Source organism: Halopseudomonas bauzanensis (assembly GCF_900114735.1).
Taxonomy (GTDB): domain Bacteria; phylum Pseudomonadota; class Gammaproteobacteria; order Pseudomonadales; family Pseudomonadaceae; genus Halopseudomonas; species Halopseudomonas bauzanensis.
This window is the reverse complement of sequence record NZ_FOUA01000010.1, coordinates 22,228-45,652: the sequence shown is the minus strand read 5'-3', so window position 1 is coordinate 45,652 and position 23,425 is coordinate 22,228. Positions and strand designations below refer to the sequence as shown.

Genomic DNA, 23,425 nt, shown 5'->3' with positions numbered 1-23,425 from the left:
GAGCCCTCTTCCTCTGTGTCAGACAGTCAGGATACCGGCCCGCCCGCGCTCTGTCAGCGCAACTGCCAACAGGGGATGGAAAATTCTCCGAGAAGCTCTGCGGTTTCGGCCAGGGGCAGGCCGACCACGGCGCTGTAGCTGCCCTCGATATGCTCGATGAAAATAGCGCCCAGCCCCTGGATACCGTAGCCGCCCGCCTTGTCCGCCGGCTCGCCGGTCTGCCAGTAGGCCAGCATCTGCGCGTCGCTCAACGGCCGGAAGCGAACCAGGGTGGTAACCAACTGCAGGCGCAACTCCTCGCCACGGGCCACCGCCACGGCGGTCATCACCTGGTGCTCCCGGGCGGATAATGCCCGCAGCATGGCCAGGGCATGTTCCTGGTCAGTCGGCTTGCCGAGGATCCGCCCGTTGAGTACCACGGCGGTATCCGCGGCCAGCACCACCGCCCCAGCCGGTGCCACCGCTACGCCGGCGCGCACCTTGTCCCGGGTCACCCGTTGTACATAGTCTGCCGCCGCTTCCCCGGGCAACACCTGCTCATCCACCGCGCATATCACCCGCTGCACCGGCACGCCAATCTGCTCCAGCAACTCCCGGCGGCGCGGCGATGCCGAAGCCAGATGGACTGGCAAGGTGGACTCAGAGCACATGGAAACGCCGCCTTACGCCCCGCAGCACGGAAAATACCCAGGGCCAGAGCACCGCACTGATCACTGCCGGGAGCAGATACAATAACGTTGGTGGCCGATTACCGACCAGACTGCTCAACCACAGCGCTACCATCTGCGCGATACCCAGCACCGGCAGCATTACCAGACTCTGCTGCCACAACGGAAAACGCCGGATACGCTGGTACAGCAGCAGCATCAACCAGGCTACCAAGACCATTACCAGGGCGTTCTGACCGAACAGTTCTCCGGCCAGCACATCGATCGCCAACCCGGCCACCCAGGCAGTCAGCAGGCCGACCCGATGCGGCAGCGCCATCACCCAATAGGCCACGACCATGGCCAGCCACATGGGCCGAGCGGTATCGAAGGGCGCCGGCATGGGTACCACGCTGAGGATCAGCGCAGCGAGGAAGGTCAGTCCCACGATCAGGCTACTGCGCATCGTTCTGCTCCTCTGCGGCCGGCGCCGCTGGCGGGGTCTCGCTCGGCGGCGGCGCGTCGGTCGGGGCCACGTCGTCACCAGCGTCCGCTTCCACCGCCTCGCTATCGAGGCTCAATGCCGGCAGAACATCGCCGTAACCACTTTCCGCGCTGAATACCAGCAGCAGATAGCGACTGCGGTTGAGCTGCGCAGTAGGTTCGACCCGCACCTCGGCAAAGGGTTGCGATGAGTCGCGGTCCACCGCCGCTACCCGACCGACCGGGTAGCCAGCGGGAAAACGCTGCCCCAGACCGGAACTGACCACAATGTCATTCACGCGGATATCAGCGGTATCGCCTACATGGCGCAGCTCCAGCCAATCGCTGCTGCCGGTACCGCTGGCAATGGCGCGCAGGCCGTTCCGGTTGATCTGCACCGGCAGGCTGTGGGATGAATCGGTGATCAACAGCACCCGGGCGCTGAACGGCAACACTTCTACCACCTGGCCCATCAGGCCGGTCGCATCCAGCACCGGCTGGCCGAGAAACACGCCGTCGCGCTCGCCCTTGTCGATCAGAATGCGCTGGGTGAACGCGTTGGGGTCGACGCCGATCAGCTCGGCAACCAGTACCCGTTCATCCACCAGTTCGGAGGAGTTGAGCAGTTCACGTAGACGCACGTTCTGCTCGGTCAGCGCCGCCAGCTTCTGCAGTTTGCGTTTGGTCAGCAACGCTTCGGCGCGCAGGCTTTCGTTCTCCGCGATCAGATCGGCACGGCTGGTCAACTGCAGATAGATGGTATCCCAGGCGCGCACCGGCAGCTCGGCCACGTAATACAGCGGCATGAGCGCCATACCCAGTTGCGAGCGCAGGGGTTTCAATGCGGAAAAACGGGCGTCGACCACCATCAGCGCAATCGACAGCACCGTGAGCGCCAGGAAGCGGACCCCAAGTGACGGGCCCTTGATGAAAAGCGGTTTGATGGGTGGGCTCCTTGCGGCAGCAGGATAGGCTGTTGCGGCAGGCTCAAGCCTGCCGCCATGGCACCGATCACTCGGTGGACAGCAGATCCATTGCGTGCTGGTCCATCATCTCCAGCGCACGACCACCGCCACGGGCAACGCAGGTCAGGGGCTCTTCGGCGACGATCACCGGCAAGCCGGTTTCCTGACTCAGCAGTTTGTCCAGATCGCGCAGCAGCGCGCCGCCGCCCGTCAGGATCAGGCCGCGCTCGGCGATATCCGAGGCCAGCTCCGGCGGTGATTGCTCCAGGGCGCTCTTGACCGCCTGAACGATGGTCGCCAGCGACTCCTGCAGCGCTTCCAGCACCTCGTTGGAGTTCAGGGTGAAGGCCCGCGGCACACCCTCGGCCAGGTTGCGGCCACGCACGTCCACTTCCAGTACTTCACCGCCGGGGAAGGCCACACCGATTTCCTGCTTGATGCGCTCGGCGGTGGATTCACCGATCAGGCTGCCGTAGTTGCGGCGTACATAGGTGATGATGGCTTCGTCGAACCGATCGCCACCGACCCGCACCGACTCGGCGTAGACCACGCCGTTAAGCGAGATCAGCGCGATTTCAGTGGTACCACCACCAATATCCACGACCATGGAGCCGTGGGCTTCCTCGACCGGCAGGCCGGCACCGATGGCCGCCGCCATGGGCTCTTCGATCAGATAGACTTCACGGGCACCGGCACCCAGCGCCGATTCGCGAATGGCCCGGCGCTCGACCTGGGTCGACTTGCAGGGCACGCAGATCAGGACGCGCGGGCTGGGCTGGATGAAACTGTTCTCGTGGACCTTGTTGATGAAGTACTGCAGCATCTTCTCGCATACGCTGAAGTCAGCGATGACGCCATCCTTCATCGGGCGAATGGCCTGGATGTTGCCGGGCGTGCGACCGAGCATGCGCTTGGCTTCGGTACCGACCGCCACCACACTTTTCTGGTTGCCATGGGTGCGAATGGCTACGACGGACGGTTCATCCAGTACAATGCCCCGCTCGCGAACGTAAATCAGAGTATTGGCAGTCCCCAGGTCAATGGACAGGTCACTGGAAAACATGCCGCGAATTTTTTTGAACATGCGTTGAATATACCCCGAGGGCACGTGGGTTGAATGAAAGAAACACTGATATGCAGGTTGCCTGGCAAATAGCCACTGACACACACAAATGAAGAGTGGCGGAACGACTCCAACACAGGCAACCGATCGGTACTTCCCGAAGTGTCGCAACTCTAACAATGGCGGGGTTTTTGGGCAAGGCGCGGATGTGGTAAATTCGTCCCTTTGCCCGGCAACATCGGCATATAACACCGGATCGTCCGGCTTCATGGAGAAAACACATGGCCCTAGACCGCTCTGACGTGGAACAGATTGCCCATCTTGCGCGCATTGCCCTCCACGGCGACGACATTACCGCCACCACTGACAAGCTGGCCGGCATCATGGGCTTGATCGATCAATTGCAGGCCGTTGACACCAGCGGCGTCGAGCCGCTCGCCCATCCACTGGAAACCACCCAGCGGCTGCGCACCGATGCGGTTACCGAAATCAATCAGCGCGACGCGCTGCAAGCCATTGCGCCGGCCACCGAACAGGGCCTGTATCTGGTACCCCGGGTCATCGAGTGATATCGAACCCTGCTGCCGCGCATTGAAACGAGACAAATTACATGCATGAGAAAACCCTCGCCGGCTTGTCCCAAGCCCTGCACAGCAAGGCGATTTCCAGCGTCGAGCTGACCGAACATTACCTCAAGCGCATCGAGCAGTTCGACGGTGCGCTCAACAGCTACATCACCGTCACCCCGGAACTGGCGCTGGAGCAGGCGCGTGTCGCCGATGCACGCCTGGCGGCCGGTGACGCCGGTCCGCTGACCGGCATCCCGCTGGCGCACAAGGATCTGTTCTGTACCCAGGGCATACGCACCAGCTGCGGCTCGAAGATGCTCGACAACTTCATCGCGCCGTATGAGTCCACCGTCACCGCCCGGCTGCTGGCCGCCGGCACCGTGACCCTGGGCAAGACCAACATGGACGAATTCGCCATGGGTTCGTCCAACGAATCCAGCTATTACGGTGCAGTACGCAACCCGTGGAATACCGAACATGTACCCGGCGGCTCCTCCGGCGGCTCGGCCGCTGCCGTGGCGGCGCGGCTGTGTGCGGCGGCGACCGGCACCGATACCGGCGGCTCGATCCGCCAGCCGGCGGGCTACACCGCACTGACCGGTCTCAAGCCGACCTATGGTCGGATTTCGCGCTGGGGCATGATCGCCTATGCGTCCAGCCTGGATCAGGCCGGCCCGATGGCCCGCACCGCCGAAGACTGCGCCCTGCTGCTGCAAGCCATGGCCGGCTTCGATGAGCGGGACTCCACCAGTGTCGACGAGCCCGTGCCGGATTACAGCGCCGAGCTCAACCAGCCCCTCAGCGGGCTGCGCATCGGTCTGCCGAAGGAATACTTCGCCAGTGGACTGGATACCGCCACCGCCGACGCCATTGCCGCCGCGGTCAAGCAGTTCCAGGCCCTGGGCGCCGAGATCAAGGACATCAGCCTGCCCAATGCCGAGCTGGCCATCCCGGCCTACTACATCATTGCCCCGGCGGAAGCCTCCTCCAACCTGTCACGTTTCGATGGCGTGCGTTTCGGCTACCGCTGCGAGAACCCGGCGGATCTGACCGACCTGTACAAGCGTTCGCGCGCCGAGGGCTTCGGTGACGAGGTCAAGCGCCGCATCATGGTCGGCGCCTATGCGCTGTCTGCGGGTTACTACGATGCCTACTATCTGCAGGCGCAGAAGGTTCGGCGGCTGATCAAGAACGACTTCATGGCCGCCTACGAGCAGGTGGATGTCATCCTGTGCCCGACCTCGCCCACTCCGGCGTTTCGTATTGGCGAGAAGATCGACGATCCGGTGAGTCTGTATCTGACCGATATCTATACCATCACCGCCAACCTCGCCGGCGTACCGGGCATCGCCCTGCCGGCCGGCTTCGCTGGCGACCTGCCGATCGGCATGCAGCTGCTGGGCCCTTATTTCAGCGAGGCCCGCCTGCTGAATGTTGCGCATCAGTACCAGCAGCACACCGACTGGCACACCCGCGCTCCGGCCGGCATCTGAGAGGATTGAGGACAGATCATGCAATGGGAAATCGTTATCGGGCTGGAAATTCATGCCCAGCTCACCACCGCCTCGAAGATCTTCTCGGGCAGCGCCACCAGCTTCGGCGCCGAACCCAACACCCAGGCCAGCCTGATTGATCTGGGCATGCCCGGTACCCTGCCGGTGCTCAACGCCCAGGCGGTGCGCAATGCGGTCAAGTTCGGCCTGGCGATCGATGCCGAGATCGGCATGACCAACGTCTTCGCGCGCAAGAACTACTTCTATCCCGACCTGCCCAAGGGCTACCAGATCAGCCAGATGGACCTGCCCATCGTCGGCAAGGGCTTTCTCGACATCACCCTGGACGACGGCACCGTCAAGCGCGTGGGCGTGACCCGCGCGCACCTGGAGGAAGATGCCGGCAAAAGCCTGCATGAAGACTTCCAGGGCATGAGCGGCATCGACCTGAACCGCGCCGGCACCCCGCTGCTGGAAATCGTCTCCGAACCGGACATGCGCAGCGCCAAGGAAGCGGTCGCCTACGCCAAGACCATTCACTCGCTGGTGCGTTATCTGGGCATCTGTGATGGCAACATGGCCGAAGGCTCGCTGCGCTGCGACTGCAACGTGTCGGTACGGCCCAAGGGTCAGGCCGAGTTCGGTACCCGCTGCGAGATCAAGAACGTCAACTCCTTCCGCTTCATCGAGAAGGCGATCAATACCGAGGTACAGCGGCAGATCGAGCTGATCGAGGACGGCGGCACGGTGATTCAGGAAACCCGTCTGTACGACCCGAACAAGGACGAGACGCGCTCCATGCGCAGCAAGGAAGAAGCCAACGATTACCGCTACTTCCCCGATCCGGACCTGCTGCCGGTGGTCATCGAGCCGGCCTTCATCGAGACCGTGCGCGGCGAGCTGCCAGAACTGCCGCAGCAGAAGCGCGAGCGTTTCCAGAGCGAATTCGGCCTGTCGGCCTACGATGCCAGTGTCCTGGCCGCCAGCCGCGAGCTGGCTGACTACTTCGAGGAAGTGCAGCGCGTCTGTGGCGATGCCAAGCTGGCCGCCAACTGGGTGATGGGCGAGCTGTCCAGCCTGCTCAACAAATCCGACATCGAGATCGATCAGTCGCCGGTCAGCGCCAGCCAGTTGGGGGGCATGATCCTGCGGATCAAGGACAACACCATCTCCGGCAAGATCGCCAAGATGGTGTTCGAAGCCATGGCCGATGGCGAAGGTGATGCCGACCAGATCATCGAAGCCAAAGGCCTGAAACAGGTCACCGACAGCGGTGCCATCGAAGCCATGCTGGATGACGTGCTGGCGGCCAATGCCGACCAGGTCGAGCAGTATCGCGCCAGCGATGAAGCCAAACGCGGCAAGATGTTCGGTTTCTTCGTCGGTCAGGCGATGAAGGCCTCGAAAGGCAAGGCCAACCCGCAGCAGGTCAACCAGTTGTTGAAGCAGAAGCTGGATGGCTAACCCGATGGCTAGCCAGCGCTCAGGTCGTGCCCGCCCCGGCCGCACCGGCAACAAGTCGGTGTGGCTGAGCCAGATGGCGCTGGCGGCCCTGCTGTCGATGTCCGGCTACGCCGCTGTCGGCGACAGTCTCAACGATGAGGATGGCGGCCTGAGCTACAGCGCCGAGGGCCGCGCATCCTACTATTCCTCCCGCCTGCATGGTCGACGTACCGCCAGCGGCGAACCCTACGATGAAACATCGATGACGGCAGCGCACCCCAGCCTGCCGTTCGACACCCAGCTGTGCATCACCAACCTGTTCAATGGCCGTAGCACCGCCGTGCGTGTCAATGATCGTGGCCCCTTCGTGGGCAGCCGCATCATCGATGTGTCGCTCGCCGCCGCCAAGGAACTGGGCATGCTGCGCGCCGGCATCGCCCGCGTCCGGGTAGAGACCTGCGACACCCTCGAATCCTGACGTCCAGAGCGGCTGCTATACTTCGGCAAGCCGTCTCCAGACACCGCGGCACAAGCTGCGCATCCAGGCAAAGGAGCCTTCCCCACATGCCGGAAACAACCAGACCCCGCCTCTGGAATACCACCATCCTGTTGCCGGTCTTCATTCCGGCGTTCTTCTTCATCCTGCTACTGGTCATCGGTACTGCCAGCCAACCCGAACTGGCAGGAGAGCTGTTTTCTTCGGTGCTGGGCTACATCACCAATACCTTCGGCTGGTTCTACATGCTGTCGGTAGCAATCTTCCTGGTGTTCATCGTGATCGTGGCGATGAGCAAATGGGGACATATCAAGCTCGGGCCGGATCATGCCGAGCCGCAATACAGTTTCCCGGCGTGGTTCGCCATGCTGTTTTCCGCCGGCTATGGTATTGCCCTGTTGTTCTTCGGCGTGGCCGAGCCGGTGCTGCATTACGCCGAGCCGCCGGAAGGTGCCGAAGGGCTCACCGTAGATGCAGCCAAACAGGCAATGCAGATCGCTTTCTTCCACTGGGGCTTTCATATCTGGGCGATCTACGGGCTGACCGGACTGGTTCTGGCGTACTTTTCCTTCCGTCATGGTCTGCCGCTGTCGATCCGCTCAGCGCTGTATCCGCTGATCGGCGAGCGCATCCATGGACCGATTGGCCATGCGGTGGATACCTTCGCGATTCTCGGCACCATGTTCGGCATTGCCACCACACTCGGGCTGTCGGTGGCGCAGATCAACGCCGGGCTCAATTATCTGTGGCCGGCGATTCCCGTGAGCACCGGCGTTCAGGTCGCCTGCATCGCGGGCATCACCGTGCTGACCATGGGCTCGGTGGTCGCTGGCATGGACCGGGGCATCAAGAACCTGGCCCTGGTCAACATGGTAACGGCCACCGGGTTGATGCTGTTCGTGTTCTTCGTCGGGCCGACCATCTTCATTCTGGAAACCTTCCTGCAGAACACCGGCAGCTATCTGAACAACATCGTCGAACGGACCTTCAATCTGCAGGCCTATTCGCGCAGTGACTGGATCGGCAACTGGACGCTGTTCATCTTCGGCTGGACCATCGCCTGGGCCCCCTTCGTCGGGTTGTTCATCGCCAAGATCAGCCGCGGGCGGACCATTCGCCAATTTGTCTTCGGGGTGATGCTGGTCCCCACCATCTTCACCTTCTTCTGGTTCTCTGTATTCGGCGATACTGCGCTACACCTGATCATCAACCAGGGCTATTCCGAGCTGATCGACCAGGTACAGGCGGATAACGCCATTGCCCTGTTCAAACTGTTCGAGCAATTGCCGCTGACCGCTATCATTTCCACCATCACCGTGGTGCTGATCACGCTGTTCTTCGTCACCTCGGCCGACTCCGGTGCACTGGTGGTCGACTCGCTGGCCTCCGGCGGGGCGCTGGCCACACCGGCATGGCAGCGCGGTTTCTGGGCCATTCTCAGTGGCGTTCTGGCTTCGGTACTGCTGGTGGCCGGCGGGCTCAAGGCCTTGCAGAGCATGGCAGTAGCCAGCGCCCTGCCCTTCGCCATCATCATGCTGATCTCGGCCTTGGGCATGTGGCGGGCACTGGTGATCGAAAGCCACCATCAGACTGTCAGCGCCGGCATGCAACCAGGCCGCAGCAGTACTGGCAGCAACACATCGCTATGGAAGAAGCGCCTGGCCGGTATCGTCAACTACCCGGAAAAGGATGCAGTCGAGCTGTTTATCAAGGACACCGCGCTGACGGCGATGATCCGTGTCGCCAAAGGGTTGCAGGCCCAATCCTGGCCGGCGGAGGTGCACTATGACGAAGAGCATCGGCGCGCATATCTGGAAGTGATTGTGCCGGAGCAACTGGACTTCCTCTACGAGATCCGGCTGCGCGACTATCTGCGCCCGGCCTTCGCCCATCCAGAGGTCGAGGAAACCGCGGCGGATGACAGCTATTACTACCGGGCCGAGGTGTTCCTGCGCCGCGGTGGCCAGGCCTATGACGTCTATGGCTACGATCAGCAGGAGCTCATCGGTGACATTCTCGATCACTTCGAGAAGTACCTGCATTTCCTGCACCTGACGCCGGGCGTGCTGCCCTGGAACATGGCCGAGCATGACGAGATGCTGCAGACGCCGCACGATTCCAAGGAAGAGTAAGAAGGTGACAGCGGGCCGTCATAACGGCCCGCTGTAAACGGCGGGATTACTGCTGCAGGATGCGGATGACTTCCGGATCCTTGAAGATGCGCGACAGGGCATCGCTCATCACTTCGGTAACCAGCCGGGTATTGGTCGCCTGATTCGGCGCATAACCGAAGCGGTGCTGAGCTGACGCGCTGTAACGGCCGTTATAGCGCTGGTCCATCGAACGGACTTCAACGGCAAATGCCGCGCCGATATCCGCCTGGGTCACGTACACCCCTTCCTTCGGCGAGACGTAGGACAGATCCGCCAGGCTCACCATCATGCTGTTGGCATTGGGCGTGCCTTCGGCTACCACCTGAAAACCCAGCTTACCGAGCGCCTGCTCCACCTGCTGACGCACATGCGGCATCGTCTGCTCGCTGATAGTCAGATTGCTGGAGTCCGGATACAGGCCGCCGCGCGTGCCCAATACCGGTGAGGATCGGCCGTCCTTTACCGTGACCACCACCGGCTGCTGTCGGGCCACTTGGCTCAGGGGGATGGTCACGCTCGGCGTGACGTTCAATTGCTGCGGACTATGGGCACAGCCGGATAACACCACGGCCAGTCCCGCTACCGCCAGGAAACCCAGACGTTTCAACATGCTTGCACTCCTTCAGCGAGGGATGGATAGATCTGAGATGAATGAACCTGACTTGCCGATCCAATGCGCATGGCATCAGTCAATGGCGCGTGCCCCGACAGCTTCCAGTGCCGCGACGTATTCCTCGGCCTGGGCATGTTCGCGCAGGATCTGCAGCATGGTGCGACCGTCGGCATCAACGGCATTCACGTCATGGCCAGCGGCCTGGAACATCTCTAAAAAGCGCGCGAAGTCATGGGCACGCAAGCCACGATAGGCGCGCGTCAACATGTACAGGTCGACGGACTCGCCAGCATCACGGGGACGAAAGGTCATGAAGACGGCGACCTGCTCATCACTCATGGGCTCGCCAACCACCTTTTTCTTGTCTTTGCGCACGATAGTTCCTCAATCTGATCCGGAAAGCCCGAATTGTAACCATCCGGCCGCGCGGCCACCAGCACCGCAGCCTCCCCGGCCCTTTTTCATCTGACAGTGATCGGTCCGGCGTGGATATCCGCCCATACCGTTCCATTGCCATAAAAGCGGACCTGCACGAAATGCGGACCGGGGCCCTCAAGCAGACCGCGCACCGTATCCAGGTAGCTCAACGGATAATACATCGTCAGGGTCTGAGTCGCCGCCTCGTGCCGCGCCGGGGGCAGTGAGCCGGGGCCGTCGATAAAGCCGACCCGCACACTGTCCAGTTGGCTGCCACGCAACAATGAACGACCTGCGATAAACAGCCAGAGGCTGCTTTCCTGCGTGCGGCCGGTACCGGCCTGACGGGATTCGCTGGCGATGGTCAGCCGGTAGTTGTCCACTTCCAGCAACATCTGCTCTGGACGGTCCTGCCGTGCGGCATAGCGATCCGGCGGCATGAAGTCTTCATGGGGCAGAGGCGACGAAGCGGCCGCCACTACACTTGCGAGGGTGCCGAGGAGTATGCTGGTCAATACCTTGGTGCCGATTTTCATGGGACAGCTTCCCGAGCAGACAGAAAGATCTGTTGTGGCAGCCGCCCCCCGCGTTGTCAACATGGGAAAGATCATGACCAGCCGTTCGTTCAGATTGCCGCTGTTTGTCGCGCTACGCGACAGCTTCCGGCAAGGGTATTCTCTTGCTCGTTTTCGCAGCGATGTATTGGCCGGCATCACCGTCGGCATCATCGCAATCCCCCTGGCGATGGCATTGGCCATTGCGGTAGGGGTGGCGCCGCAACATGGTTTGTATACCGGTATTGTCGGCGGCCTGCTCATCGCGCTGTGCGGCGGCTCGCGTTTCAATATTTCCGGGCCGACCGCCGCCTTCGTGGTAATCCTGCTGCCGATCACCCAACAGTACGGCTTGGGTGGTTTGCTGCTGGTAACGCTGATGGCCGGGCTGATTCTGCTGATACTGGGGCTGGCACGCCTGGGCAGCTTGATTCAATTCGTGCCCTATCCGGTGGTCATGGGGTTTACCGCCGGGATCGGGGTGGTGATTGCCACCTTGCAGATCAAGGATTTCTTCGGCCTGCAGCTGGCGGCACAACCCAGCCATTATCTTGAACAGTGGCAACTGCTGATCACCGCCCTGCCCTCGCTGCAACCGGGCGACACCTTGGTCGGCGTCGCGACCCTGCTGGTGCTGATCTTCTGGCCACGGCTGACCCGGCGCATTCCCGGCCACCTGGTCGCCCTGCTCGTCGGCAGCCTGCTGGGTGCGCTGCTGCTGGCCATGGATGTGCCGGTGGCCACCCTCGGGGCGCGATTCAGCTATGAGCTCGATGGCGTTATCCATGCAGGCATTCCGCCCTTTGCGCCACAGTGGGTGCTGCCCTGGCAACTGCCCGGGGCCGATGGTCAACCGCTGGTAGTGAACTTCGCTCTGCTGCAGCAACTGCTGCCTTCGGCCCTGGCGGTGGCCATGCTGGGTGCCATCGAGTCGCTGTTGTGCGCGCTGGTTGCCGATGGCATGGCCAATACCCGGCACGATCCAAACGCGGAACTGGTAGGCCAGGGCCTGGGTAACCTGGTTGTGCCCTTTTTCGGTGGCATCACCGCCACTGCAGCGATTGCCCGCACCGCCACCAGCGTACGCAACGGCGCCTTTTCTCCCATCGCCGGGGTGGTGCATGCGCTGGTCATCCTGCTGGCGGTGGTGTTGCTGGGCAAACTCTTTGCCTGGCTACCCATGGCGTCGCTGGCAGCCATGCTGTTGATCGTCGCCTGGAACATGAGCGAGGCGCAGCGGGTGCTGCACCTGCTGCGCACCGGTCCGCGCCAGGACGTGCTGGTGCTGGTCATCTGCCTGCTGCTGACTGTACTGTTCGATATGGTGCTGGCGGTCGGTGTGGGATTGTTGCTGGCTGCGGCGCTGTTCATCAAGCGCATGGCGGATCTGAGCGAAGGCGGCGCACAACCCCGCGCCCATGATCAGGCATTAGCCGATCTGCCGGATAGTGTTGTGCTGTACCGCATTCATGGCCCGCTGTTCTTCGCCGCCGCCGACAAGGCGCTCGACGCCATCAGTCGCTTCGATCCGCAGACCCGCTATGTGGTAATCGATATGCGCAGCGTGCCAAGTATGGATATGAGTGCCCTGGTACTGTTCGAGAAGGCGGTGCAAGGACTCACCGACCGGGGCATAGCAGTCTATCTGGTGGGCGTTCGGGCACCGATCCGGCTCAAGCTAAAACGCGCCGGACTCAGCGCCAGCCGGGGTCTGCGTACCTTTGCAGCCACCCCGCAACGGGCAGCGCAAATGATCCGGCAACGATTGGCGGCGGCTGCGCCGGGCTGATCAGTGATCCTTCAGCGCGTAGATCCCTGCGGCGTTGCGCCAGTAACCCTTATAGTCGAGGCCGAAGCCGAACAGATAACGATCCTCGACATCCAGGCCGGTGAAGTCGGCACGCATGCCTTCATAGGCCTTGCGGTCATGGCGCTTGTCCAGCAATACGCAGGTCAATACCTGTTCAGCACCAGCATCGCGGCAATATTCGACGATTGCCGCCAGGGTATGGCCTTCATCAAGAATGTCATCGATGATCAGCACACTGCGCCCGACCAGGGAATGCTCGGCACGCGCCTTCCAGAACAGCTCGCCACCGGACAGCTTGTTGCGGTAACGGGTCGCGTGCAGGTAGCCGACTTCCATCGGAAAATTGAGGCGAGTCAGCAGTTGTCCGGCGATGATCAGCCCACCATTCATCACGCTATAGACGATCGGGTTGCTGTCCTGCAGGGTCTGGGTGATATCGGCGGCCATGCTATCCATAGCGGCTTCGATCTGCTGCTGGTTGTACAGACAATCTGCTTCTTTCATGACCTGCTTGACGTGGTCAAGATCGATGGGCATGCAAAACCTCCGGGGGCGGCTTGAAAAAGGGAGCGAAAATACTGCAGCGGTGCCAGCAACGCAAGCAATCTGCCGAATGACCGCAGAGAATCGGATGACCAGCATAAAACATTCGTTTACCCTTTACGCAATTTCGAAAATAGTCGCACTTGCGCCTTTTCGAACATGTTGAATGCCATTTAGCCGCCGCCTGGAACCTGTCGATGAAGATTCAAGAAATCCGCCACCCCCTCATCCGCCATAAACTCGGCCTGATGCGCCGCGCCGATATCAGCACCAAGAATTTTCGTGAACTGGCCCAGGAAGTCGCCGCGCTGCTGACCTACGAAGCGACCAAGGACATGCCTGTCGAGCCGCAGACCATCAATGGCTGGTGCGGCGAGGTCAGCGTGGAGAAGCTGGCGGGCAAGAAGATCACCGTGGTGCCTATTCTACGTGCCGGCCTCGGCATGCTCGACGGCGTGCTCAGTCTGATCCCCAGTGCCAAGGTCAGCGTGATCGGCATGGTGCGCAATGAACAGACCCTCGAAGCGGACACCTATCTGGAGAAGCTGGTCAGCGAACTGCATCAGCGCCGGGCGCTGATCATCGACCCGATGCTGGCTACCGGCAGCTCGATGATTGCCACCATTGACCTGCTCAAGCGCGCGGGCGCGCAGGAGATCCGCGCCCTGGTGCTGGTTGCCGCTCCCGAGGGCATCCTCCGGGTCAATGCCGCCCACCCGGATGTGGAGATCTTCACCGCCTCGGTGGATGAGCGCCTGAACGAACATGGTTATATCATTCCCGGTCTGGGCGACGCGGGCGACAAGATCTTCGGCACTCGGCAAAAGGACGTGCATTGATGCAGAACATGGACACGACCGGCTGGCGCAGTGTGCTGGCCGGCTCGCAGATGTTGTTCGTGGCATTCGGCGCGTTGGTGTTGATGCCATTGATCACCGGCATGAGCCCGAGCGTAGCGCTGTTCACTGCCGGTATCGGTACGCTGATTTTCCAGTTCGTCACCCAACGTCAGGTGCCAGTGTTTCTGGCCTCCAGCTTCGCCTTCATCGCACCCATCCTATATAGCAACCAGACCTGGGGGCTACCGGCGACCCTGGGTGGCCTGGCGGTAGCCGGGCTGGCCTACATCCTGCTGAGCCTGCTGGTGCACCTGCGCGGCCCGGGCTTCATTCAGCGGCTGCTGCCACCGGTCGTGGTCGGCCCGGTCATCATGGTCATCGGCCTGGGCCTGGCCGCCACCGCAGTGAACATGGCTACCGGCAAGAGCGGGGATGGCAGCATCCAATTGGTGGATCACTCCACCGCATTGATCATCTCCATGGCGTCGCTGGCCACCACCCTGGCCGTAGCCGTGTACGCCCGCGGGGTGCTGCGCCTGGTTCCGATCATGGCCGGCGTTGCCGTGGGCTACGGCCTGTCCTGGTTTCTGAGTGTCGTGGACTTTACCGCTGTCGACAATGCCGAGTGGGTCGCAACACCTGGCTTCGTCTTCCCCGAATTCTATCTGCCGGCCATCCTGTTCATGCTCCCCGTCGCTATCGCCCCGGCCATCGAGCATATCGGTGACGTCCTGGCGATCGGCTCGGTGACCGGCAAGGACTATATTCGCAAGCCGGGCCTGCAACGCACCCTGCTGGGAGATGGCTTGGCCACCTCCACCGCCGCCTTCCTCGGTGGCCCGCCCAATACCACTTACTCGGAAGTGACCGGCGCGGTCATGCTGACGCGCAATTTCAATCCCGCAGTGATGACCTGGGCCGCGGTGTTCGCCATCGGCCTGGCATTCGTCGAGAAGTTCGGCGCCGTACTGCTGACCATGCCGGTACCGGTGATGGGAGGCATTCTCTGCCTGCTGTTCGGCTCCATTGCCGTGGTCGGTATGAATACCCTGATCCGCAATCAGGTGGACCTGAGTCAGGCGCGCAATCTGTGCATCGTCTCGGTGACACTGGTATTCGGCATCGGCGGTATGGCCATCGGTTACCAGGACTTTACCCTACAGGGCATCAGCCTCTGTGGAGTGGTGGCCATCTTGCTGAATCTGCTGTTGCCGGCGGAAAAACCGGCCCCCGTCACGCCCACTGCCGAGTGAGCGCTCAGCGCCGCCAGCATTTGCTAGCCGCTGGCGTGCGCTGTCCCACCTGATTGAGGGTATAGGTAGCGCAGGCGTCCCCCGCCATGATGCCACCGGATACCGCTGTCGCAGTCAGAATGAAGCTTTCCGGTGTGAGGGTCGGCACTATGGTGTATACGGCCGTACCACTGGCTGGGCTCTGGCCGATCAACCCGTTGACCGTACCGGTGTCATAGCCGCCGTTGCGGGTGTAGTGACGCTCCAGCAACTGGGCATTTTCCAACAATACCGCCGAGACCTCGGCCCGCCGGGTCTGGCGAACATGCTCCTGATATGACGGCAGGGCAATCGCCGCCAAGATGCCGATGATCACTACCACGATCATTACTTCAATCAGCGTGAACCCCTGTTGTGTTTCGGACTGCATTTCCCGCTCCTATTGCAGTTGTCGCCACATGATGCGATTGAACTGGCAGTGGGGCCGACCGGCCACCACGGCAACGTCACTCGATCCCTGCACCAGATAAACCTCGCCGCTGCAGCCTGTCTGCATGCCATCTTCATCTTGGTCCAGAACATTCAGATCTCCTGGCAGGCCGATGTTCAGCTCCAACCCCGCCGCCGGCAGGTCGTTGTCATCGATCCGTCCATCACCATCGGTGTCCAGCACCTCGCGGGTCGGCATACCGCCGGTACCCAGATCTACCGCCATCAACCAGCCGCCGGCCTGGGTCATGCAGGGATCCAGGGTACCACTCTTGATAAACCCGGTAGTGAACAGCACGCGCCCATTCTTGATGACGAAATCGCGGGTAACCCGTTCGCCTTCAGCCTGGCCGTTGTGCAGCAGCGGCAGATACCAGCCGTAGCGCGAGTTCCAGTCCACCGCATGGCGGCTGACCGTGCGCACGGCCTGGCCACTGGTGGGGTCGGTGGACATGCTGTCGATCTGCTGTTGCTGCAACAGCGCTGGTGTCAGACCGCCGCTCGGTACGGTCGGTATATCGAGCACCGCATAGAATGCCTGGGCCGTGGTGTCGATCAGGTCGGCGGCCTGCATAAAGGCACCAGTGCCGAACAGAACCAGATCTGCACCACCAATCATGCCGGGATGAAGCTGGGGCTGTACCGTAATCGGTTGGCCTGCCGCTGCAGTGAATAAAGGCGTGCCGTTATGAGCTACCGTCCAGTTGGCCGGGGCCGGATCAGTCAAATCGAACTTCCACAGCTGCCCATGCAGGTCGCCGGCAAAGACCGCACGGACCTCGCCAGCCGCATCGAATTGCAGCGCCGGGGCGGATAGCCCGTTGCCGTTCGTCGAGCCTGCGCGCGCGGTCACATCCAGTTGGCTGAGCAGGTCACCGGTGAGCATATCGAAAATCAGCAACGCCCCGCCCCCCGCCGCGCTGCCGTAACCGTTACCGGTAATGAGCACGCTGCGACCGTGCAATTGAGCCATGACCGGCCGCCCATAGATATGCCCGATGGCCGCTATCTGGCTGGCGTCGGCTTCCCAGAGTGCGCCACGTGCGCTGCTGCCCTGGGCAGCGTCGAACAAGCGGACGACGAACAGCCCCTTGCCACCGGCGCCCAGACCACTGGCGGCGAGCGTGCTCCAGTGCGCGCCGAGCTTGGCATCAGCTACCACCACCCGCCCATCCACTCCGGAGCGGTGATGATTGCCGGCACCATAATCACTGCGAGCGCGGGTACCCAGGGTGTGATGCAAGGCCGCAGGCAGGTAGGAGTACAGATGCGCACCGTTGGTATCGAACAGGCGCAGGAAGCCGTCATTGGCCCCGAACACCAGGGCCTCGGGCATGCGGTTGCGCCGGTCCTGCAGGTAGTTACGATAAGCGGCACTTTGATCGCGTCCAGCATGATGACCCGCACCCACCAGCACCGGTGCCGAGTTGATGATATCGCCCAGCAATCGGCTGCGCTGGCGCAGGTCGGCATCTGCACTCCCCCGCGCCCAATTGAGCAAACGCTGCGCGGCATTGTTGCCGGTCAGGCCGGCCAGCAACGCCTCGGCGTCCAGCACTGCCTGCTGTGAAACAGGCAGCATGGCCCAGGTATTGGCACCCAAGGTCACCGGGCCCGCCGGTGAGTTGCCCTGCGCACTGCGCCAGGTCTGGAATGCACCGGCCTGCGTACCGGGAGTAAAGGTCTGGTCGGTGGACCACAACAAGGTATCCGGCTCACCCGTACCATTCATGCTGTAGGCATGCAGGCTGCCGCTCCAATCCTGGGGGTCGAACCGGGTCTGATAATAGCGGCTGACCCCGGCACTGAGCTGCTGACTGTCGGTAACCGCGCCACCACCCGAGCCCGCCGAGGCGATGATTTCCTGCAGTGCGCTGCTGAGCGCTTCCTTGAGTTGCTGGCGATTGGTGGCCGTGAAGTAGCGGCCGTTTCCCGCGGTGGCGGTTTGCCTGAGCCGGGGATCGTCCAGGGCAAACCCCACGGTATAGGTCTGCAGGCTCTGCCGGGGAAACTGGGCATCATTCCAGCTTTGCCCGGCCTGGTCGGTGCCCGTGGTTCGCATGTCGATCTCGTAGGCAAAGCGGGCGATATCATCCAGGTAGAAGGTGCCGCCCTCACTGCTTTCGGAGCCAGTAATATCAGCACCGTCTCCATCCCAGTCTGGCAGGTTGAACGCACCGCTCAGCGTGGGATTATTGCCGTCTGGCTCCTGCGCCAGGGTGGTAGGGAACTCGGCATCATAAGTGGGCAGGCCGTCAGTCACTACCAGACCAAAGTTCTTCTGGCAGCGGTACTGAATGGGGCTTCGGAACTGCTCGCGCTGGGACTCGGGTTGGCTCTGCGGATAAAAGGCGCGCATGCCCCGCAGGTAGCGGGTCATTTCGTAGTAGGTTTCTGCGAGCGGCGTCCAGGTCAGATCGTTGCGAGTATTCGGGGCCAACGCGTCCAGCGCCTGATTGAGCTGATTGAAGCGAGCATCACCCAAGCCTGCTGCGATATTCCCCGCTTCCACGCGCAACAGACCACCTGGAGCCCGGTCGTTGCCAGTCGCCTGACGAAAGGTGAACAGTCCGAAACGCAGTTCCCGGTTGGCAGCGATGACGTCCTTGGTTACCTCCCGGGCGATATCCAAGCGGGTCTCGCCACCGATTGAGTTCAGCACCATGCTGGAGGAGTTGTCGAACAACACCAGCACGTTGGGCGCCACCGCCGAGGCGGATAACACCGGCCCGCTCAGCGGGCTGAAGGCCTGCGCTGGCAAGGCTGTTAGCAACCCCAGCGCCAGCCCTATAGCCACACCGCGCAGGCGCCGGGCTTCAAATCCGTGTGAAGGCATAGATACTCTCCAGTACTGTCCGTGTGGCGCCCTTGTGGCTGACTACCGAAATGCGGTACAGCGTGCTAGGCGCAGCCGCGGTCACATTGGCGGGAATGGCGCTGTCGCCGAGGCGCACGATGCGATACCAGGCGGTCATACCGTTGCCCGCCACCGAGGACGGTATCGCGACCCAATCCGCGCCCGGTGCTGTCCGATGATCGGGATCAAGCGCCGGTGCAGGCAGCTCGCAGGCGGCCTGACTGCAGATGGCCAGGGGCAGCAGCAAGGTATTGCTGCGAACCTGCTGTTCGACATGGCGCATACCGCTTTCCGCCGCCTGGAAGCTGTCGTTCTTGAGCTTGACGTTGTGGGCCATGCGTTCCTGACCAGTGGAGGTTCTGATGCCTGCCAAGGCGGTCAGCGTGGTCAGCAACAGAAGCACCATGCTGATGACCAAGGCAGAGCCGGCCTGAGCCGCATGTGAATTACCGGATGTCATGCTTGCCTCCGTTCAGTCCAGTCGGTTGCGCAGCGCGGTCACCAGCGTGTATTGCTGGAGCCGAACCTGACCAGCGCTGGTATTGGCCGGGTTGTCGCTGAAGTTGAGGGCAATGCGGATACTGCGGATACGCTCGCTGTCCGCCGCAGCTACCGTGGTTACATAGTTGCCGTCCACCGTCCGGTCCGCCGCCGTGGCCGCCAGCCCGAATTGCAGATCGAACCCGGCGACCTCGTCGATCAGCACTTCGAAGTTGCCGCTGTCGTTGAGTCGGGTCTGCAGCCGGTGCTGATCCAGGCGGTACTCGATCTGGCGGATGGGAATGAGCAAGTCGCCTGGTTCGACCGCCAGGCTGGTATTACCCGATGCGATACGCAGCTCATCCAGGCAGTTGGTTGCCAGCAGCCACTGGGCGCCGTAATCGGTAGCCTGGCGGGTGCCGCTGGCCGTTATCCGGTCGTGTACCGGCACGGCGCTGATCACCTTGAGCACGCTACTGGAAAAACTGACGGGCGCGGCGAACTCCACCGGCAACTGGCTGCGGGTGGCCGCCGGTAGGCGGGACATATCCAGGCAGCCGAACATGCCAGCCTGGCGCAGGTCGCGGCTGATCCGACTGAGTACAAAGCGAGCGTTTTCCTGCAGCGCGGCGGTGTGCTGCTGGAGCACGAAGCTCTGCTTGCCAGCGATGAATATGTGCGACACCCCGAGAATCAGAATCAGCCCGAGCGTCATCGCGATCATCAACTCGACCAGGCCAAACCCGCTGGCTGGGCGGCCTGACAGGCGGCGACTCACAGATCACCCCGAATCATCGAGGAAATGACGAATTCCGTGTTGCCGGCGGCGGCGACGATCCGCTCTTCCGACCAGCCGATGGTGACGGTGGCGAGGTTGCCATTGACGGCGACGCTACCGTAGCCGCCTGGCAGCAGACAACTCACCGCGTGGGCGAAGTCCTGTCGATCAGTTGCCAGGATCGATGCGCCGGGGCTGCTGTCCGCACAAGCCGAATTGATGTTGATGGTATAGCTGGAAAGGTTATCGGCATTCGCCCGCATGCGATCGAGCATGTCGTAGGCGAGAAAGCTGGCTTGGGTGTTGTAGGCGGCACTAGCGTTGTAGCGTAGCGCATTGATCTGCAGGGAGACGGCACCTAACACGCCGATGGCCAGCACCAACACCGCTACCAGCACTTCCAGCAGGCTGACGCCGCGCTGGGCGGTGGCCGCACTCCACAGACGGGCTACCCGACGCGGCGTCGGTCGTTCCTTGTCCATGACAGGTCCTCATCAGAAGCAGACTATGGCTCAGGGAAAGCCTGCTCCTGATCGAGGCTGGAAAATTATCGATGCCCGCCGCTTCGCGCACCACCCAAAGGAGTGGACCTGATCAATCTGTGAAACCCGTCATGGCGAATCTGTGGACCGGTTCACTCAGACAATGCGGCGCTGTTCCCGCTGGACCTCATCCACCAGGCTGCCCACCAACTGACCGACAATCCGCTGGCGCGCTTCCCGGCTGCCCCAGGCACTGTGCGGCGTCACCACCAGGTTGGGTACGGAGTCGTCGAGCAGCGGGTTGCCATTGACCGGCGGTTCGGTGGTCAGCACATCGAATCCAGCCCCACCCAGATGGCCGCTGCGCAGACTGTCGACCAGCGCCTGCTCGTCCACCAGCCCACCGCGCCCGGCGTTGATCAGCAGACTGCCTGGCTTCATCAGTGCCAGTTGCTCGGCACCGATCAGGTGCCGGGTCTGCTCGGTGAGCGGGCAATGCAGACTGAGCACATCGACTTGGGGCAGCAGCTCGGCCAGGGGCGGACGGTCGGGGTGTTCGCGGCCCGGCAACGAGCCGACCAGGATGTTCATCCCGAAGGCACTGGCCAGTCGACCGACTTCCTGTCCCAGCTCCCCATAACCGAGAATGCCCAGGGTGCGGCCAGACAACTCACCGATGGGGTAATCCAGCAGGCAGAACTGATTGCTGCGCTGCCAGGCACCGTCACGCACGGCCTGACGGTAGGATTCAAAGCGGGTAATGAGTACCAACATGAGCATCAGCGCATGCTGCGCCACCGACGGGGTGCCATAGGCCTGGCAGTTGCAGACCGTGATACCCCGTTTGCGGGCCGCTTCCAGATCGACATTATTGGTTCCGGTGGCGGATACCAGGATAAGTTGCAACTGCGGACAGGCCTGCATGGCCTGCTCGTCGATCATCACCTTGTTGGTGATCACTACCTGATGGTCGGCGATACGTTCAGCCACCTGCTCCGCCATGGTGGCGGGGTACAGCGTCAAGGTCGCTGCGGCGTCGTGCAGCGCCTGCATATCCAGATCACCCTGATCCAATGACGCCTGATCCAAAAATACCACTGACAGTTTATTCATCTCGGAACCCGTTTCGACTGAGGCTGGTTTAGAATGGCGGTTTTGACCGGAGCAGTCCATTGTATCTGAACGAGTTTCTGGTGGTGGCAATGATCCACCTGCTGGCGGTAATCAGTCCGGGGCCGGATTTTGCCGTGGTCATCCGCAACAGTGTGAGCGCGGGACGCAAGACCGGGTTGATCACCGCGGCGGGGATCGGCGCAGGCATTTTCCTGCATGTCGCTTATTCACTACTGGGCATTGGCATCATCGTGTCGCAGTCGGTATGGCTGTTCAATGCGCTGAAGCTGCTTGCCGGGGCCTATTTGCTGTATATCGGCATCAAGGCGCTGCGCGCCCGCCCGCAAGCCAGCAGCACGGGTGAGGTGGCGTTGGCAACAGTAGCGATGCCGGCGCGCAAGGCCTTCGTCAATGGTTTCATCACCAATGGCCTGAATCCCAAGGCGACGCTGTTCTTTCTGTCGGTATTCACGCTGGTCATCAGCCCCCAGACGCCACTACTGGTCCAGGCGGGCTACGGAATTTATCTGGCGGCGGCCACGGGGTTGTGGTTCTGCCTGGTAGCGCTGCTGTTCAGCCAACCGCGCGTGCGCAGCAGCTTTGCGCGTATGGGCCACTGGTTCGATCGGTTGATGGGCGCGGTGCTGGTGGCGCTGGGGCTGCATCTGGCCCTGTCGGAGTGGCTCAAGCGCGCCTGAGCCACCCCACCGGTACGATCAGGCGCTGACCGGCTCGGTGCGCGCCCAGTGAGCCAGCGTGTCCATCCATTGCGGGTGATCGTTAAGGCATGGCACCAGCACCAGCTCTTCCCCGCCCGCCTCGATGAATTGCTCGCGGCCACGGTCACCGATCTCCTCCAGCGTCTCGATGCAATCGGCGGTAAAGGCCGGGCACATCACCAGCAGCCGCTTCACGCCCCGGGCCGCCAGTTCGTCCAGCGTTTCCTCGGTGTAGGGCTCGATCCACTTGTCACGCCCCAGCCGGGACTGGAACGCCATGCTCCACTGGTCAGGCTGCAAGCCCATCTGCTCGGCAAAGGCATGGCTGACCGCCCGGCACTGGGCGCGGTAGCAGGTGGCATGCGCCGGCGACGGGCGAGCGCAGCAATCGGCGCTGGACAGGCAATGGTTGCCGGTGGGATCGGCCTTGCGCAGGTGGCGTTCCGGCAGACCGTGGTAGCTGAACAGCAAGTGATCGAAGCCCTGCTGCAAATGGGGCTGGGCACTGGCGACCAGGCTGTCCAGGTAATCCTGCCGGCCATGAAAAGCCGGCAGTACCGTCAGCCGCACCTTGAGGTCGTGCTTGCGGATGACCCGCTGTGCTTCGCGGATGGAGGTGGTGATGGTGCTGTCGGCGAACTGCGGATACTGGTGCATCAACAGGATCTCGCCCACGCCCTGCCCGGCCAGCGCCAGGATGCCCTGCTCCACCGATGGCTCACCGTAACGCATGGCCAACTCTACCGGCATATCCAACCGGGCGCGCAACTGATCGCGCACCCGGCGGCTGATGACGATCAGCGGCGAGCCTTCTTCCCACCAGATCGACGCATAAGCCGCCGCGGACTCACGCGGACGTCGCAGCAGGATCAGGCTGACCAGCAGCCGACGCGCCGGCCAGGGTAGATCCACCACACAAGGGTCCATCAGAAACTGATTGAGATAACGACGCACATCCGCCACCTCGGTGCTGGCGGGTGAACCCAGATTCAGTAACAGGATCCCTCGGTCGGACATCAGGCTTTCCCCTTGTGACATCAATATCTGCAGGTGGGTGGAAAACCCGGATTGTACCCTGCCGGCGCGGGTTTTACCCTGTCGCCATGGCTATGGACATCATTGCCTGAACATATCGCCCGCGCCCCTTGCAGCCGAACGTCGATTCCGGGACGATCGCCGAACCGGAT

24 protein-coding genes are annotated in these 23,425 nt (G+C 62.2%); 9 read left to right on the top strand and 15 right to left on the bottom strand.

Annotation, left to right across the window (positions count from 1 at the left end):
* Positions 1 to 53: 53 nt before the first annotated feature.
* The 4 genes from BM267_RS15995 to mreB all read right to left on the bottom strand — a co-directional run bounded on the left by BM267_RS15995 (position 54) and on the right by mreB (position 3,179).
* Positions 54 to 650 (bottom strand): Maf family protein, encoded by a 597-nt coding sequence (locus BM267_RS15995; protein WP_136870146.1) that lies wholly within the window; start codon positions 648 to 650, stop codon positions 54 to 56.
* Positions 640 to 1,113 carry a rod shape-determining protein MreD gene (mreD, locus tag BM267_RS15990; protein ID WP_036992925.1) on the bottom strand — a complete coding sequence of 158 codons (474 nt, stop codon included), beginning with the start codon at positions 1,111 to 1,113 and terminating at the stop codon, positions 640 to 642. The genes BM267_RS15995 and mreD overlap by 11 nt, the downstream gene beginning before the upstream one ends.
* On the bottom strand, positions 1,103 to 2,017 hold the full coding sequence (gene mreC, locus BM267_RS15985; RefSeq protein WP_235818301.1) for a rod shape-determining protein MreC: 915 nt from the start codon (positions 2,015 to 2,017) through the stop codon (positions 1,103 to 1,105). Before mreC ends, mreD begins: the two co-directional genes overlap by 11 nt.
* Before the next feature lie 124 nt (positions 2,018 to 2,141).
* Positions 2,142 to 3,179, bottom strand: coding sequence for a rod shape-determining protein MreB (mreB, locus tag BM267_RS15980; protein WP_036992928.1), 1,038 nt, complete (start codon positions 3,177 to 3,179; stop codon positions 2,142 to 2,144).
* A 260-nt stretch (positions 3,180 to 3,439) separates the two neighbouring features.
* Between mreB and gatC the strand changes: the two genes are divergently transcribed.
* The 5 genes from gatC (at position 3,440) to BM267_RS15955 (ending at position 9,291) form a co-directional block, all read left to right on the top strand.
* On the top strand, positions 3,440 to 3,727 hold the full coding sequence (gene gatC, locus BM267_RS15975) for an Asp-tRNA(Asn)/Glu-tRNA(Gln) amidotransferase subunit GatC (RefSeq protein ID WP_036992930.1): 288 nt from the start codon (positions 3,440 to 3,442) through the stop codon (positions 3,725 to 3,727).
* A 41-nt stretch (positions 3,728 to 3,768) separates the two neighbouring features.
* Positions 3,769 to 5,220: an Asp-tRNA(Asn)/Glu-tRNA(Gln) amidotransferase subunit GatA gene (gatA, locus tag BM267_RS15970; protein ID WP_036992933.1), complete on the top strand. Its 1,452-nt coding sequence runs from the start codon at positions 3,769 to 3,771 to the stop codon at positions 5,218 to 5,220.
* Positions 5,221 to 5,238: 18 nt separating this feature from the next.
* Positions 5,239 to 6,684 (top strand): Asp-tRNA(Asn)/Glu-tRNA(Gln) amidotransferase subunit GatB, encoded by a 1,446-nt coding sequence (gene gatB / locus BM267_RS15965; RefSeq protein WP_036992936.1) that lies wholly within the window; start codon positions 5,239 to 5,241, stop codon positions 6,682 to 6,684.
* Positions 6,677 to 7,141, top strand: a complete 465-nt coding sequence (locus BM267_RS15960) for a septal ring lytic transglycosylase RlpA family protein (RefSeq protein WP_235818300.1) — start codon at positions 6,677 to 6,679, stop codon at positions 7,139 to 7,141. The genes gatB and BM267_RS15960 overlap by 8 nt, the downstream gene beginning before the upstream one ends.
* An 86-nt stretch (positions 7,142 to 7,227) precedes the next feature.
* A complete protein-coding gene (locus BM267_RS15955) occupies positions 7,228 to 9,291 on the top strand; it encodes a BCCT family transporter (RefSeq protein WP_051611379.1) in 2,064 nt (687 codons plus the stop codon).
* Positions 9,292 to 9,337: 46 nt separating this feature from the next.
* On the opposite strand, the gene BM267_RS15950 is transcribed toward BM267_RS15955, so the two are convergent.
* The 3 genes from BM267_RS15950 to BM267_RS15940 all read right to left on the bottom strand — a co-directional run bounded on the left by BM267_RS15950 (position 9,338) and on the right by BM267_RS15940 (position 10,878).
* Positions 9,338 to 9,922 carry a YajG family lipoprotein gene (locus BM267_RS15950; protein WP_036992937.1) on the bottom strand — a complete coding sequence of 195 codons (585 nt, stop codon included), beginning with the start codon at positions 9,920 to 9,922 and terminating at the stop codon, positions 9,338 to 9,340.
* Positions 9,923 to 9,997: 75 nt separating this feature from the next.
* A complete protein-coding gene (locus BM267_RS15945) occupies positions 9,998 to 10,300 on the bottom strand; it encodes a PA4642 family protein (protein ID WP_036992938.1) in 303 nt (100 codons plus the stop codon).
* Between the two features lie 86 nt (positions 10,301 to 10,386).
* Positions 10,387 to 10,878 (bottom strand): hypothetical protein, encoded by a 492-nt coding sequence (locus BM267_RS15940; RefSeq protein WP_036992939.1) that lies wholly within the window; start codon positions 10,876 to 10,878, stop codon positions 10,387 to 10,389.
* A 73-nt stretch (positions 10,879 to 10,951) separates the two neighbouring features.
* Here BM267_RS15940 and dauA point away from each other — a divergent pair, with 73 nt between their 5' ends.
* Positions 10,952 to 12,685 carry a C4-dicarboxylic acid transporter DauA gene (gene dauA / locus BM267_RS15935; RefSeq protein ID WP_036992940.1) on the top strand — a complete coding sequence of 578 codons (1,734 nt, stop codon included), beginning with the start codon at positions 10,952 to 10,954 and terminating at the stop codon, positions 12,683 to 12,685.
* On the opposite strand, the gene BM267_RS15930 is transcribed toward dauA, so the two are convergent.
* Complete coding sequence (locus BM267_RS15930) at positions 12,686 to 13,243, bottom strand: hypoxanthine-guanine phosphoribosyltransferase (RefSeq protein WP_036992941.1); 558 nt, start codon at positions 13,241 to 13,243, stop codon at positions 12,686 to 12,688.
* A gap of 203 nt (positions 13,244 to 13,446) precedes the next feature.
* Between BM267_RS15930 and upp the strand changes: the two genes are divergently transcribed.
* A complete protein-coding gene (upp, locus tag BM267_RS15925; protein ID WP_036992942.1) occupies positions 13,447 to 14,088 on the top strand; it encodes a uracil phosphoribosyltransferase in 642 nt (213 codons plus the stop codon).
* The gene (locus BM267_RS15920) at positions 14,088 to 15,341 is read left to right on the top strand and encodes a uracil-xanthine permease family protein (protein ID WP_051611380.1); all 1,254 of its coding nucleotides are present in this window, start codon (positions 14,088 to 14,090) and stop codon (positions 15,339 to 15,341) included. Before upp ends, BM267_RS15920 begins: the two co-directional genes overlap by 1 nt.
* A 4-nt stretch (positions 15,342 to 15,345) precedes the next feature.
* On the opposite strand, the gene BM267_RS16945 is transcribed toward BM267_RS15920, so the two are convergent.
* The 6 genes from BM267_RS16945 to BM267_RS15890 form a co-directional block, all read right to left on the bottom strand.
* Positions 15,346 to 15,750 carry a type IV pilin protein gene (locus BM267_RS16945; protein WP_036992944.1) on the bottom strand — a complete coding sequence of 135 codons (405 nt, stop codon included), beginning with the start codon at positions 15,748 to 15,750 and terminating at the stop codon, positions 15,346 to 15,348.
* Positions 15,751 to 15,759: 9 nt separating this feature from the next.
* On the bottom strand, positions 15,760 to 18,645 hold the full coding sequence (locus tag BM267_RS15910; protein WP_051611382.1) for a PilC/PilY family type IV pilus protein: 2,886 nt from the start codon (positions 18,643 to 18,645) through the stop codon (positions 15,760 to 15,762).
* Complete coding sequence (locus BM267_RS15905; RefSeq protein WP_036992946.1) at positions 18,626 to 19,126, bottom strand: pilus assembly PilX family protein; 501 nt, start codon at positions 19,124 to 19,126, stop codon at positions 18,626 to 18,628. The genes BM267_RS15910 and BM267_RS15905 overlap by 20 nt, the downstream gene beginning before the upstream one ends.
* A gap of 12 nt (positions 19,127 to 19,138) precedes the next feature.
* Positions 19,139 to 19,924: a prepilin-type N-terminal cleavage/methylation domain-containing protein gene (locus tag BM267_RS15900; RefSeq protein WP_036992948.1), complete on the bottom strand. Its 786-nt coding sequence runs from the start codon at positions 19,922 to 19,924 to the stop codon at positions 19,139 to 19,141.
* A complete protein-coding gene (gene pilV / locus BM267_RS15895; RefSeq protein WP_051611385.1) occupies positions 19,921 to 20,406 on the bottom strand; it encodes a type IV pilus modification protein PilV in 486 nt (161 codons plus the stop codon). Before pilV ends, BM267_RS15900 begins: the two co-directional genes overlap by 4 nt.
* A gap of 156 nt (positions 20,407 to 20,562) precedes the next feature.
* A complete protein-coding gene (locus BM267_RS15890) occupies positions 20,563 to 21,519 on the bottom strand; it encodes a 2-hydroxyacid dehydrogenase (protein ID WP_051611387.1) in 957 nt (318 codons plus the stop codon).
* A 59-nt stretch (positions 21,520 to 21,578) separates the two neighbouring features.
* On the opposite strand from BM267_RS15890, the gene BM267_RS15885 reads away from it, so the two are divergent.
* Positions 21,579 to 22,217 carry a LysE family translocator gene (locus BM267_RS15885; RefSeq protein ID WP_036992950.1) on the top strand — a complete coding sequence of 213 codons (639 nt, stop codon included), beginning with the start codon at positions 21,579 to 21,581 and terminating at the stop codon, positions 22,215 to 22,217.
* An 18-nt stretch (positions 22,218 to 22,235) separates the two neighbouring features.
* On the opposite strand, the gene hemH is transcribed toward BM267_RS15885, so the two are convergent.
* Positions 22,236 to 23,255 (bottom strand): ferrochelatase, encoded by a 1,020-nt coding sequence (gene hemH, locus BM267_RS15880; protein WP_051611389.1) that lies wholly within the window; start codon positions 23,253 to 23,255, stop codon positions 22,236 to 22,238.
* Between the last annotated feature and the right edge of the window lie 170 nt (positions 23,256 to 23,425).

What these genes read in the sequence shown, in the direction of transcription:
- BM267_RS15960 (WP_235818300.1), top strand. Translation starts at nt 6,677, where the DNA reads ATGGCTAACCCGATGGCTAGCCAGCGCTCAGGTCGTGCCCGCCCCGGC.
- BM267_RS16945 (WP_036992944.1), bottom strand. Translation starts at nt 15,750, where the DNA reads ATGCAGTCCGAAACACAACAGGGGTTCACGCTGATTGAAGTAATGATC.
- BM267_RS15940 (WP_036992939.1), bottom strand. Translation starts at nt 10,878, where the DNA reads ATGAAAATCGGCACCAAGGTATTGACCAGCATACTCCTCGGCACCCTC.
- BM267_RS15995 (WP_136870146.1), bottom strand. Translation starts at nt 650, where the DNA reads ATGTGCTCTGAGTCCACCTTGCCAGTCCATCTGGCTTCGGCATCGCCG.
- mreB (WP_036992928.1), bottom strand. Translation starts at nt 3,179, where the DNA reads ATGTTCAAAAAAATTCGCGGCATGTTTTCCAGTGACCTGTCCATTGAC.
- gatC (WP_036992930.1), top strand. Translation starts at nt 3,440, where the DNA reads ATGGCCCTAGACCGCTCTGACGTGGAACAGATTGCCCATCTTGCGCGC.
- hemH (WP_051611389.1), bottom strand. Translation starts at nt 23,255, where the DNA reads ATGTCCGACCGAGGGATCCTGTTACTGAATCTGGGTTCACCCGCCAGC.
- BM267_RS15950 (WP_036992937.1), bottom strand. Translation starts at nt 9,922, where the DNA reads ATGTTGAAACGTCTGGGTTTCCTGGCGGTAGCGGGACTGGCCGTGGTG.
- gatB (WP_036992936.1), top strand. Translation starts at nt 5,239, where the DNA reads ATGCAATGGGAAATCGTTATCGGGCTGGAAATTCATGCCCAGCTCACC.
- gatA (WP_036992933.1), top strand. Translation starts at nt 3,769, where the DNA reads ATGCATGAGAAAACCCTCGCCGGCTTGTCCCAAGCCCTGCACAGCAAG.
- BM267_RS15905 (WP_036992946.1), bottom strand. Translation starts at nt 19,126, where the DNA reads ATGACATCCGGTAATTCACATGCGGCTCAGGCCGGCTCTGCCTTGGTC.
- dauA (WP_036992940.1), top strand. Translation starts at nt 10,952, where the DNA reads ATGACCAGCCGTTCGTTCAGATTGCCGCTGTTTGTCGCGCTACGCGAC.
- BM267_RS15910 (WP_051611382.1), bottom strand. Translation starts at nt 18,645, where the DNA reads ATGCCTTCACACGGATTTGAAGCCCGGCGCCTGCGCGGTGTGGCTATA.
- BM267_RS15890 (WP_051611387.1), bottom strand. Translation starts at nt 21,519, where the DNA reads ATGAATAAACTGTCAGTGGTATTTTTGGATCAGGCGTCATTGGATCAG.
- mreD (WP_036992925.1), bottom strand. Translation starts at nt 1,113, where the DNA reads ATGCGCAGTAGCCTGATCGTGGGACTGACCTTCCTCGCTGCGCTGATC.
- BM267_RS15930 (WP_036992941.1), bottom strand. Translation starts at nt 13,243, where the DNA reads ATGCCCATCGATCTTGACCACGTCAAGCAGGTCATGAAAGAAGCAGAT.
- BM267_RS15920 (WP_051611380.1), top strand. Translation starts at nt 14,088, where the DNA reads ATGCAGAACATGGACACGACCGGCTGGCGCAGTGTGCTGGCCGGCTCG.
- pilV (WP_051611385.1), bottom strand. Translation starts at nt 20,406, where the DNA reads ATGGACAAGGAACGACCGACGCCGCGTCGGGTAGCCCGTCTGTGGAGT.
- BM267_RS15955 (WP_051611379.1), top strand. Translation starts at nt 7,228, where the DNA reads ATGCCGGAAACAACCAGACCCCGCCTCTGGAATACCACCATCCTGTTG.
- upp (WP_036992942.1), top strand. Translation starts at nt 13,447, where the DNA reads ATGAAGATTCAAGAAATCCGCCACCCCCTCATCCGCCATAAACTCGGC.